An 11,714-nucleotide genomic window follows, 5' to 3' on the forward strand; every position below is an offset into this window, starting at 1 on the left:
TGACGCCGTCCCGGAACGCGGGTTCGCGACCGGGCCCCCGGGCGTTCCCGGGAGATCGAGGGCGGGGCGGTAACCCCGGACGCCTGCGGGTCGAAGTGAAGAAGGTGCAATGAACTCGTGTACGTGACGGCTGAGTTGTGCGAACACCGTGACGGACCGCGTTGAGATTTGCATGCACCTGACGGCGTGTCAACACATCGCGCAAGCCCGTTGACCTGCGACGGAGTTGACATGTCCGTGATCCTTCGGAAGCGCACGGTGCGCCCCCCGTCGGTCCCGTTGCCGCAACCGGACCGCCATCGGGCCGAGGCCCGTCTACGCGGGTGGCGTAGGCGAAATGCTCCTCGTCACCCCGCAACCGGGTGGCACCTAAAAGGACTCCTGCGCCCCCGGCGAACCGCCGGGGGCGCAGGAGTTGACGCTCGATCAGTCGAGTCGCAGCGACGTGTCGTCCACCAGGAACGCCGTCGTCGCGTCCGCGGACTCGTGGGCGGTGAACTTCACGATCACCGTCGAGCCGAATTCCGCCGCGACGAGCGGTGTCAGGTCGAAGTGCACGGGCACGTACCCCGCGGTCGCGTCCTGACCGGTCCAGGTGTGCAGAACCGCGATGCGCCGGCCGCTGTACTGGTCGTCCAGCTCCAGCGTGAGAGTGTCCGCGGATGGCGAGCCCGCGGAGGCACCGGTCGGCGACACGTGCAGCCAGAAGGAGAACGACGCGCGCGTGTAGCCGGGCGTGGTCTCGATCCCCTGGCTGAGGGTGTCGTCGGCGCTCGCGCTGTGACCCAGCCAGGCATAGCCCTTGCCGGAGTGCGCGGCCTGGGCCGTGGACTGCGTGATGATGCCGGGCGACGACTGGGTCCACCAGCCCGGATAGGCGCCCTTGGCGTCGGTCGGCACCTCGAAGCCGGGGTCGACGACCTGCTCGATCCCCCGGCAGCCCGGTGCGCCGCCTCGCGTGACGGTGAGCTGGAAGCGGGTTGCCGCCGTGTCACCCGCGCGGTCCCGCACCGTGACCCTGACCTGGTGTGCGCCGATCGCCGAACTGCGGCCGTGGATACGACCGGTGGCCCGGTCGATCACCAGCCCCCGGGGCAGGCCGGACGCCGAGTACCGCAGCCCGGGGTGTCCGAGACGGTCCGTCGCCAGGACCGGGACGGTCACCGGGCGCCCCGCGGCGGCGGTGCGGTCGCACAGGGTGCTGACGACGAGCGGCCTGTCCGCGACCACCGGGTGGTCGCCCGAGCAGGTGTGCTGGTCGTTGGACCAGGTGGTCTGCACGGCGAAGGCACCGGTGCGCAGGCTCAGGTCGAACAGGCCGCCCGGCGTCCCCTCGGTGATCCAGGCGCACTTGTCGCCATCCTCCTGGCCGGCCGGGTCGATCCAGCCGCCCATCGCGTTCTGGTCGGTGAGGGTCTCGGCGTACTCGTGGCCGCCGAGCAGGCTCCAGCCGTCGAGGCGTCCCCGCGGGCCGGGGTTGATCCAGTTCGTGCCGCAGTACTTGTAGTCCGTCAGATAGGGCATGAGCGTGTAGGCCAGGGTGCCGTAGCCGGACCGCTCGAAGGTGTGCCAGGCGCACCAGCTGTTCATCTCGTGCCAGTGGTCGGGATCCACGCCCTGCGCGGTGGTGACCACGTACTGCACATTGCGGTTGCTCGCCTGCGTCGTGTTGCCGAAGTGCTTGGCGGCGGCCGCGGCCTCGGCCGCGATCTGCGGCTCGGTGGCCGCCTGAGGCGAGGGCGCGGCGTCGTCCACCCAGACCCCGGCGAGCGCGTCACCGTGCGGCATGCCGACGTGCGCGGCGTCCGCCGTGCAGCCGGTGGCGCCGGCGTTCACGTTCTCGCAGTACTGGGTGAGCACACCGCTCCAGCTGTGCGGGCCGGCGTCGACCCCGGTCCCCAGCCCCTTGAAGAAGGCCTGCTGGTAGGGGGCGGCCTGGTCGGGATCGCGGGAGAGGGTGGTGTAGCCGTCCGCGTCCTTGCCCGGCTGCCCCCACTGCGAGCCCCAGTAGACGATGTAGACCTTGGGCGGTCCGGAGGTGACGCCGACGGAGTCCTGGCCGCCCCGGTAGACCAGGTCGGGCTGGTCGTTGTTGACGACGACCCTGCCCGAGGGCTGGGGACGCGGCACGGCGGCGGCGAGTGCGGTGCGGGCGTCGGGCGCGGCATGGGGGTGGCCGGGCTGGATCCGCACCCAGTCGCCATGGGTCTGCACCCAGCCGTCGGCGGCGGGGTGGGGATCGGACGGGGCTGCGCCGGCGGCGGCCGCCGCTCCCGTCGTGCCGGTCAGACCGGCGGTGACGAGAGCGGCGGTCGCGCAGGCGACGCCGACGAGCCGGGCGGCGAACCGCCGCCCGAGTCCGTGCGAAGTCAAGGCATGTCCCTTCGTGACGAGAAGTCAGGAGAGCTGTGCACGGTGCAGTAGCATGGCACATATCACGTGTCATGCCACACCCCCACCCGGCGGTGTCCGTGCATCGAAGGGCCGTGCGGAAAAGGGCAGTTCAGGCCGTCGCCGACGGATCACCCCGGCCGTCGACCCGTCGTCCGGCGGAGAACTCCAGCCGGGCTGCTGTCAGTTCAGCCGTCCGCGAGGGCGCGGGCGACGGACTTCCGGGTGGTGCCCAGCTTCTTCAGGACACTGGCGACGTGCTGCTCGATGGTGCGGGGGGAGAGGAACAGGGCCTCGGCGATGTCCTGGTTGGTCGCCCCGGTGGCCAGCAGCTCGGCGACCTGCCGTTCGCGGGGCGAAAGCTCTCCCCCGTAGCCGCGGCGGCCCCGTGCCGCGGGCCGGTCCAGGCCGAGGTCGCGCAGCGTCTGCCGGCAGCGTGCCGCGTCGGCGGTCGCGCCGAGGCGGGTGTAGGCGTCCAGGGCCTCCGTGAGCCGCCCCGAGGCCTCCTCGGGGCGACAGGCCCCGAGCGCCTGGCCGCCGCTCTCGCCGGCGCGGGCCGCGTCGTAGGGGCGTCCGATCTCCTGCCAGGCCCGGTGGCCGCGCTGGAAGTGCCCGGCCGCGCTGTCCGGCCGGTCCGGATCCGCGGCGATGGCCAGCATCCCGCGCGCGCAGGCGAGTTCGGCGCGGGCGCCGGGCGAGTCCCGGTCCGCCAGCTCGCGCTCGGCGTCCTGGACCAGTTGCCCGGCGACGCCGCTGCGACCGCTGCCGAGAGCCGCCTCGACGGCGACGGGCAGCAGCCCGGTCGCTCTGGCCCAGGCGGCGGCCTGCCGCATCATCTCCACGGCGGGACCGGCGACGGCCCAGGCGTCGTCCGGGGCGTGCTGGAGCAGCCGCAGCCCGGCCAGCCCGGCGGCGGCCCGCAACGCCACCGTCACCTGCGAACCGTGCTCGCCGCAGCGCACGGCCACGGTGAACTGCTCCTGTGCGCGGGCTCGTTGGCCCCGGGCGGTGGCCAGGAGCCCGAACACCAGGGCCTGTTCCTCGCCGAACATGGCGATCTCGGGGAACTCGGTGCCGAGGGCGGCGAAGCGGTCCTCCAGGCCGTCCCAGTGTCCGGCCAGGGCCTCCAGCCGCAGCAGGGCGATGCGGCTGTAGCACTCCAGGTGCGGGATCCAGGCGCGGTGGGCCAGCTCCCGGCTCTCGGCCAGGAGTCGCGCGCCACGGCGGTCGTGGCCCAGTTCGAGGGCGAGTTCGCCGACGTTGTACAGGGCCCGCGTGGTCTGCCGCAGCACCTCCACATCCCCGGCCTCGCGCGGCAGCCGGTCGAGCTCCGCCCACACCTGCGGGTCGCCGCCCCGGGCCAGCAGGCTGAGCCTGGTCGCCCGGACGGCGGCCCGCACCGACTCGTCGTCACACCGGGCGGCGGTCCGCTCGGCCTGCTCCAGCCACGCCCAGCCCTGCGGGGTGGTTCCGTCGCGTTCGTGCATGGCCAGCGCGACCATCGCCCGCGCGGCGCGCTCCGGTCGCTCCGCGAGCAGCTCCTCGACGCTGCGTTCGAGTTCGCGGTAGCCGGTGCGCTCCCCCGCGTGGTTGACCATCAGCAGGCCGAGCGCGAGCCGGATCTCGCCACGCGTGGCCGTCGGCAGCTGAGGGTCGGCCAGGATGCGGCGCAGGACGGCGGCGTTGCGGGTGTGGTCGGCGCCGATGACGGCGATGCGGGCCAACGCGAGCGCGGCCCGGGAGCGCAGGTCGCTCTCCAGGTGCGGCTGCTCCAGGATCCGGTGCAGCAGCCCGGCCGCGGTGCCCGCGTCGCCCAGGGCGATCGCCTGGTCCGCGGCCTCCTCCGCGCGCTGGAACCAGCCGTCGCGGTCGCCCAGCGCGAGCGTGTGGTGTGCGATCTGCACGAGTGGCACCGGGCTCTGCCGCTCCAGCTCCTCGACCGCCCGCCGGTGCAGCCTGGCCCGGTGCGGACCTGGGATGTGCTGGTAGGCGACCTGTTGGGCGAGAACGTGCCGGAAGACGTACCGGGCGCCGTCGGTGTCGACCAGCAGGGCGGACCGCAGGGCCTCGACCAGCCCCTCGGCGCCCTGGTCCGGGTCGAGGCCGGCGAGCCGTGCGAGCAGCGACTCCTGCGCCGGAACGGCGAGCACCGCGGCGGCGTCGACGATCGCGGCCGCGGCGGGACGCAGGGACGCCAGCCGTTCGGTGACCGCCTCGCGCAGCCCACGGGGCACGCCCGCCCGTTCCAGCTCGGCCCGCGCGTCGCCGAGTGCCCGCTGCCGGCCCTGCTCGCGCAGGGTGAGCAGGTCCTCCTCGGCGACCAGCGCCAGGCCCTCGCTGCGCTCGAACAGCGCCGCGCCCAGCTCCGCCGTGGCGCGCCCGCCGAGGGCCGCGACGGCCAGCTCCTGGACGTGCTTCCGGGACAGCCGGGAGAGCCGGATCACCGTGCCCTGGGTCCCGGGCGGCCTGCGGTAGGCCGCGCCCAGCACGGCCGAGTCGGGCGGCAGGTCCTCGGCCCGGTAGGTGATCACCAGTCCGAGCCGGGCGGGCAGGTCGCGGGCCAGCAGCAGGAGCAGTTCGCGGGTCGCCTCGTCGGCCCAGTGCAGGTCCTCGACCACGAGCACGGCCGGTCCGAGGGCGGTGAGGAAGGAGTGCACGGCTTGTACCAGCTGGTGCCTGCGGGCCTGCGCCCCCTCGGGCCGCGGCGGGGGCGGCGGGAGCTGCTCGGCCAGGTCGGGCAGGAGCGGGGCCAGAGCGCCCGCCGTGGGTGCGACACCGTCGACGGGAAGCCAGCGCCCGGCCCGCCGCAGCGCGTCCACGACCGGCCCGTAAGGAAACGGCTCGCGCAGGGGGTGGCAGAGACCGGTCAGCACGGGGCGGCCCTCGGCCGCGAGCACCGCGGCGGCCTCGTGCGCCAGGCGGGACTTGCCGATCCCGGCCTCTCCCTCGATCAGAACCACCGCGGGCGGGTTGCGGACCGCCGCGAGCAGCAGGCCCAGCTCTCGCTGCCGACCGACGAACGCGAAGCCGGTGCCACCGGCCTCGGCGCCCCCGTCGAGCACACCCGCCACGCGATCACCTTCCCTGGCTGACCACGCTAGATCCGCCCAGGGTCGGCGGCAAACGGCCACCGGCACCGGCCCCGGAGCAGCTGCAAGCCACGGGCCCCGCCTGCCGGATCCGCCCGGGCCCGCGACACCTGGCGCCGCGCCACGCCGCGCGGTCGGGCTCGGCCGGGCACGCCTCCGGCCGCGGCCGATCCTCCGCCTCGCGGCGCCCCCGGGCCGCGACGAGCTCGGCGAGCTGCTCGGCGTCGGCGCGCACCGCGAGCATCCCGCCGCCCTCGGGCAGCGCGCCCATGGCGGTGGCACGGGCGGCCACGACGGCCGCCGCCTCGTCCAGGGTGAGCGCCTCCGCGGCGACGGCGGCGAACTCGCCGATGCTGTGTCCGACCACCCCGTCCGGCCGCACGCCCAGCTCGGCGAGCGTCGCGGCGAGCGCGTACTCGACGGCGAAGACACACGGCTGGGTCCACTCGGGACGCCGGCCGGGCCACGGCGTACGAGGCCGCCTCCACCAGGCGATGTCCCCCAGCCTCCTGCCGCCCGCGGACAGCCCTCACCGCGCTGAGGCCCCGCCCGCCGACGCCGGCCGGGCCGCGGCGTACGAGGCCGCCTCCACCTGGCGATGTCCCCCGGCCTCCTGCCGCCCGCGGACAGCCCTCGCCGGCGAAGGACTACCGCAAGGAGTGCGTCGCGGGGAAGAGCACCTCCGCCGTCACCGTGGTGCCTGCGGCCGAGGGGCGGACCACGCAGCTCGCGGCGTAGGCCTCGACCAGCAGCAGGCCGCGTCCACCGCACGCGGGCCCCGGACCGCCGAGGCCGTCGAGACCGCCGACGGCGGGCGTGACCGGCCGGGGCCGCCAGCTGCCGGAGTCCTTGACCCGCAGGGTGAGCATGCCGTCCGCGACGCAGAGCAGCAGGGAGACGTCGGGACTGCCGCTGTGCCGCACAGCGTTGGTGACGAGCTCCGTGACGATCAGGCCCGACGCCTCGGTCGTGTCGTCGGGGAGCCGCCAGCGACGGGCCGCGTGCTGCGCGAGGCGGCGCAGTGCCGGGACGGAGGCGGCGGTGGCGGGCAGGACGCACGCGGCCGCGAACCGGCACCCGACCCTCGCGCGGGTGCCGGGGCCGGCGGCCAGGGTGGTCTCCATACGGACTCCTGAGCTGGGTGGATTCGGCCTCTGTCTCCACGGTCGGCATCCGCCCCGGCCCGAACAATACGTGTCGCACAACCTACGGATACGTGATTAAAAGGGTGGAAAGGGTGGGGCCCCAGCGGCCGGGGCGTGCCCGGCGCGGACGACGAGGAGCACGATGATGGCCGATGTCGACGTTCTCGTGGTGGGGGCGGGTCCGGTGGGCCTGACCGCTGCGGCCGAGCTGCGGCGTCACGGCGTGGACTGCCGGATCGTCGACGCACTGCCCGCCGCGCAGCAGTACGCCAAGGCCGTCGGGGTCCAGCCGCGCACGCTGGAGGTCTGGGACTCCATGGGCATGATCCGCGAGGCGCTGGACGAGGCCGGGCCGCTGTACGGGCAGCTCGCCTTCGTCGACGGCAAACCCGGGCCGCGGATGGAGCTGCGGTTGCCGCCCGAGATCCCCTACACCTTCGCCGCCCTCCCCCAGTACACGACGGAGCGGCTGCTCACCGAGCATCTGGCGCGCTTCGGAACGACGGTGGAGCGCGGGACCGCGCTGAAGGCGGTGGAGCAGGGCCCCGAGGCGGTCGAGGCGACGCTCTCGAACGGCGACGGCCGGACCGAGCGGGTGCGCGCCCAATACCTGGTGGGCTGCGACGGCGCGCACAGCCTGGTCCGCAAGGCCGCCGGGCTGAGCTTCGAGGGCGACGCGTTCCCCGAGCAGTACATGCTCGGGGACGTCGAGGTCGACTGGGAGCTGCCCCCCGGCTACGCGGTGCGGTCCACACACCTGGACGCCGACGGCAAGGTCGACGACCTGCTCGTGTGCATCCCGCTGCCGGGCGACCGGCGCTACCGGATGTCCATGACCGTCCCGCCGGAGCTGGCCCTCGGCCGGGACGGCGGCGCGGGAGACGCGGTCACTCACGGCCTGGGCAGCGGGCGCGGTCCGGACCTGGCGCAGATCCAGGCCGTGCTGGACCGGCTGTCTCCGGAGCCCACGACGGCGAGCGCGCTGCGTTGGTCGTCCACCTTCCGGATCAGCCACCGGCTGGTGGACCGCTACCGCAACGGCCGCCTCTTCGTCGCCGGGGACGCCGCGCACATCCATCCGCCCACCGGCGCGCAGGGCATGAACACCGGGGTGCAGGACGCCTACAACCTGGCCTGGAAGCTGGCCCTGACGGTCCGCGGACTCGGCGCTGACGGCCTGCTCGACAGCTACCACGCCGAACGCCACCCGGTGGGCGAGGAGGTCGTCGGCCGCACCGTCCGCCACGCCCGCTCCGGCTACGACGCCGACGACCTGGAGACCATCCTGCTGCGGGAGGCGCAGCTGCTGGTGGGCTACCCGGACAGTCCCCTGGTCGAGCCGCCGTCCCCGGACGGCGGGGCCGACGCGGCCCCGGGCGGCCCCGCTGCGGGGGAACGGGCGCCCGACTGCCGCGGCCTCGTCCTCGACCTCGCCACGGACCCGCGACGGCTGTTCGACCTGCTCCGCAGCCCCCGGCACACGCTGCTGCTGTACGCCGGGTCGGACCACGCCACGAGGGCGGGAGCGGCACGCCTCCAGGACTGCGCGGCGGCGGCCACGCATGCCGCGCACGGCCTGCTCGACGCCTACGTCGTCCTCGCGGCCGACGTCCCCGACGACGCGCGCCCGGCGGAGCTGCGCCCTCCCCGCGTCCTCGACCGGGCCGGAGGCTTCGCCGACGCCTACGCCCCGCGCGACGGCGAAGCGTTCCTCGTCCGCCCCGACGGCTACCTCGCGGGCCGCTTCCACCCGGCGACCCCGGACCGCCTGACGGCGCTGCTGCGCCGCACCTTCGCCTGACCAGCCCGCACTCGCCGCATGCACTTCTTGAACGGCCCGGCTGTCGACCCCCCGGAACCGCACGCCTGGCCGGTCGTGCTCGAACGGGCAGCGGGTAGGCTCGGCGGACATGCGAAGCAGCCAACGCGGAACAGAGGCAGGCCCTGGGGCGGAAGCCACGGCGAGGTGCCCTGACCTGTCGCACGGCGCGCGTCTGGCCGCCCATGGCGCGGTCGCCGGGTCCCTGTCCCTGCTCAGTGACGACGCCCTGCACGAACTGGTCGACACGGCAACCCCGTTGGGGTCCGGCATCGGCGGGAAGTCGGCTCTGCTGGAGGTCGCCGGGACCCCGGTCTTCGTGAAGCGGGTGCCCCTCACCGACCTGGAGAGGCGGCCCGAGCACGTCGGGTCCACGGCCAACCTGTTCGACCTGCCGGCCTTCTGCCACTACGGCGTCGGGCTCCTCGGCGGGCCGGGCTTCGGCGCCTGGAGAGAGCTCGCCGCGCACACCCTGACGACGAGCTGGGTGCTCGCGGCCGAACACGAGGGCTTCCCGCTGATGTACCACTGGCGGGTGCTGCCGGACTCGACGCCCCTGCCCGACGAACTGGCCGACGTCGACCGGGCCGTGGCGTACTGGGAGGACGCCCCGCAGGTGCGCCGCCGGATCGAGGCGCTGCGGGAGTCCTCGGCGAGCATCGCGCTGTTCCTGGAGTACCTCCCGCAGAACCTGCACCAGTGGCTGGGCGACCGGGTCGAGGCGGGAGACGAGGCCGCCGACCGGGCGTGCGCCCTGGTGGAGCGGGAACTCGCGGCCGGTGTCTCGTTCATGAACAGCCGTGGGCTGCTCCACCTGGACGCGCACTTCGAGAACATCCTGACCGACGGCCGACGCCTCTACTTCGCCGACTACGGCCTCGCTCTCTCCTCCGGGTTCGAACTGTCCCCGGACGAGGCGGACTTCCTCGCGCACCACGAGACCTACGACCGCTGCTACACCGCCACCTACCTGGTGACCTGGCTCGTCACCGCCCTGTACGGCTTCCGCAGGGAGGACCGCGAGGGCCGCCTCGCGCTGGTGCGCGCCTTCGCCGAGGGCCGGCCGCCCACGGGGGTTCCGGCGGGGGTCGCGGCAGTCCTGGCCCGGCACGCGCCGGTCGCCAGGGCGATGTCCGACTTCAACCGCGCGTTCCAGAACCGGAGCAGACAGACTCCGTACCCGGTGGAGGAACTCCGGCGGCTCGTCGGCGCGGACGGCTCCCCGCTCCGCTGACGGACGCCCGGGCAGGCGGCCGTCAGCGGCGAGCGGGGGCGGCTCAGGTGGCGGAGAAGCTGAACCAGTGGACGTTGACGAAGTCGCCGCCGCTGCCGCCACTGAAGGTGAGGTAGAGGTCGTGGACGCCGGTGGCCGTGCCGGAGAGGTTCATCGGGATCGTCTGCCAGCTCTGCCAGCCGCCGGTGTTCGCGATGTCGACCTCGGCGATCACCGGCCCACTGGTGCTGTCGAGCCGGAACTGCACGGCGCCGCTGACGCCGGAGGCGGCCCCGGAGGCGAGGCGGGCCAGCACGCGCCGCGGCGAGGAGCTGCCGAAGTCAACGCCCTGGTACTTCAGCCAGTCGCCGGAGGAGATCCAGCCGACGTCCAGTCCGCCGCCGGTGTCCGAGCAGGACTCGGTGCCGGTGCCGCTCTGCGCGGAGTAGCCGGAGGCCGCGATGGTGGAGTAGGCGCTGACGCCGGTTCCGCCGCCGCCTCCCCCACCGCCGCCGCCCGATCCGGTGACGCCGCTGCCGAGGGAGATCGTCCAGGAGGTCGGCGCGTAGTCCTGGAGGTGCCCGTCGACCGGCGCGCTGCCGGTGGGGCCGACGTCGTCGTAGGGGAAGGCGTAGCCGATCGACGCGTACTTGTGGACCAGCCTGGCGTAGTGGTTGGTGACGGCGTTGGTGTAGTACTGCGCGGGGGTGACGCCGCCGGGCTGGTTCTCGCCGCCCGCCAGCAGCAGCGTGCTGCGGTTCAGCGCCGCCCCGAGCCGCGCGGCCACCGCGCCGCGGGCGTCCCCACCCGAGTTGTAGAGCGGGCCGCTGTTGCAGCTGAAGATGTCGCTCGCGCTGGGACGGGTGAAGGCGACGCCGTCGTCGTTCAGGCCGGAGAAGGTGAGCACCCCGCCTGAGACCGTGCCGGTGAAGGTGCCGAAGGACTGCGTGTCGACCGTCAGGGGTGTGCCAGCGAACCGGCTCCACACCTGGTCGAGGTAGGGGTTCCAGTAGCCGCCGAAGTCGGTGGCGGAGTGGACGGGTGACATGACGCGGAGCACCGCGCCCGAGCTGTCGGTGGCCACCAGGGTGTCCCAGGGCGCGCCGTCGCTCGCATGCTGCGCGACCAGCCCGGAGGCGATCGAGGACAGCGCCCCGGCGGGCAGCGGGCTGACCGTCTGGGTGCCGGAACTCCCGGTCGTCCGCATGGAGACGGGCGAGGCGACCAGGTCGACGTAGCTGATGTTGGCGTAGAGGTTGGTGCTGTTGTAGGTGAACTCGCAGAAGGTCCAGTTCGTCAGCCAGTTGGGATCCGAAGGGGTGAATCCCGGCTGGACGAGGCCCGGGACCGTGCCGGGGTTGACGAAGAACTGGATCTTCTTGCCGACGGAGAACCAGACCCGCCCGCCGATGACGTAGTCGGTGAGCGTGACGGTCGTCGAGGTGCCCGAAGCGCCCAGGGCGATCGCGTAGTCGGGGGCGGGCGTGAGCGTGGCGGAGGGGTTGGGCAGGCGGTGGAACGCCCCGTCCGACCCGACGAAGCCGGGCCACCCGGTGCTGTCGGCGCCGGAGATGTAGGCGTAGACGGCGGTGCTCGCACCGGAGTTGTTCTGCAGGGTGACAGGCAGCGAGGCCGCGGCGGACGCGGTGGAGGCCAGGCCGGGAAGCCAGGCGGGCGCGGTGAGCGCGGCCGTGGCGGCGGTGGCCGTGGCGGCGAGGAAGGTGCGTCGTGAGAGCAAGAGGCCTCCAAGGGCTGGGCGGAGCTGACCCGCGTCCCCACGTCGCGGATGAACGAATGGTGTAGACCGCTCGACACCGCTCGAAACTATCTCGGGACCACCATGTTCCCGTCAATACTTGGGATCCTTACGGCCATTTAAGGTTTCCTGCCTTCAGGGCTTGTACACAGCACGCCCGTTGACCTCCCGGCCCGCGCACAACGGGGCAGGGCCCGCCAGGTGAAGACCTGGCGGGCCCTGCGGTGGCGCGTCCTTGGATCAGGAGGCGTTCAGTGCGGTGTCGTCGAGGACGAAGCTGGTCTGCAGGCTGGAGTCCTCG

The 11,714-nt window shown here is 73.9% G+C and carries 7 protein-coding genes; 2 read left to right on the forward strand and 5 right to left on the reverse strand.

The genetic code is table 11. From position 1 onward, the window contains the following. Positions 1 to 426: 426 nt before the first annotated feature. The 4 genes from TR49_RS40445 to TR49_RS30125 form a co-directional block, all read right to left on the reverse strand. The gene (locus TR49_RS40445; RefSeq protein WP_052434758.1) at positions 427 to 2,373 is read right to left on the reverse strand and encodes an Ig domain-containing protein; all 1,947 of its coding nucleotides are present in this window, start codon (positions 2,371 to 2,373) and stop codon (positions 427 to 429) included. A gap of 206 nt (positions 2,374 to 2,579) precedes the next feature. Beyond that, the gene (locus TR49_RS30115; RefSeq protein ID WP_084725595.1) at positions 2,580 to 5,462 is read right to left on the reverse strand and encodes a helix-turn-helix transcriptional regulator; all 2,883 of its coding nucleotides are present in this window, start codon (positions 5,460 to 5,462) and stop codon (positions 2,580 to 2,582) included. Between the two features lie 4 nt (positions 5,463 to 5,466). Further along, positions 5,467 to 6,006: an acyltransferase domain-containing protein gene (locus TR49_RS30120; protein WP_084725596.1), complete on the reverse strand. Its 540-nt coding sequence runs from the start codon at positions 6,004 to 6,006 to the stop codon at positions 5,467 to 5,469. A 121-nt stretch (positions 6,007 to 6,127) separates the two neighbouring features. Beyond that, entirely contained in the window at positions 6,128 to 6,604 is a 477-nt protein-coding gene (locus TR49_RS30125; RefSeq protein ID WP_042387160.1) for an ATP-binding protein, read from the reverse strand. A 166-nt stretch (positions 6,605 to 6,770) separates the two neighbouring features. Between TR49_RS30125 and TR49_RS30130 the strand changes: the two genes are divergently transcribed. Both TR49_RS30130 and TR49_RS30135 read left to right on the forward strand, forming a co-directional pair. After that, positions 6,771 to 8,426 carry an FAD-dependent monooxygenase gene (locus tag TR49_RS30130; RefSeq protein WP_042387162.1) on the forward strand — a complete coding sequence of 552 codons (1,656 nt, stop codon included), beginning with the start codon at positions 6,771 to 6,773 and terminating at the stop codon, positions 8,424 to 8,426. Positions 8,427 to 8,601: 175 nt separating this feature from the next. Beyond that, the gene (locus TR49_RS30135; protein WP_042387196.1) at positions 8,602 to 9,678 is read left to right on the forward strand and encodes a protein kinase family protein; all 1,077 of its coding nucleotides are present in this window, start codon (positions 8,602 to 8,604) and stop codon (positions 9,676 to 9,678) included. A 43-nt stretch (positions 9,679 to 9,721) separates the two neighbouring features. Here TR49_RS30135 and TR49_RS30140 read toward each other — a convergent pair whose 3' ends face one another. After that, complete coding sequence (locus TR49_RS30140; protein ID WP_042387164.1) at positions 9,722 to 11,395, reverse strand: beta-1,3-glucanase family protein; 1,674 nt, start codon at positions 11,393 to 11,395, stop codon at positions 9,722 to 9,724. Positions 11,396 to 11,714 lie beyond the last annotated feature (319 nt).

The organism is Streptacidiphilus melanogenes, from assembly GCF_000787835.1.
Lineage (GTDB): Bacteria > Actinomycetota > Actinomycetes > Streptomycetales > Streptomycetaceae > Streptacidiphilus > Streptacidiphilus melanogenes.

Coding starts and splice junctions, on each gene's coding strand:
- TR49_RS30125 (WP_042387160.1), bottom strand. CDS start 6,604: ATGGAGACCACCCTGGCCGCCGGCCCCGGCACCCGCGCGAGGGTCGGG.
- TR49_RS30130 (WP_042387162.1), top strand. CDS start 6,771: ATGGCCGATGTCGACGTTCTCGTGGTGGGGGCGGGTCCGGTGGGCCTG.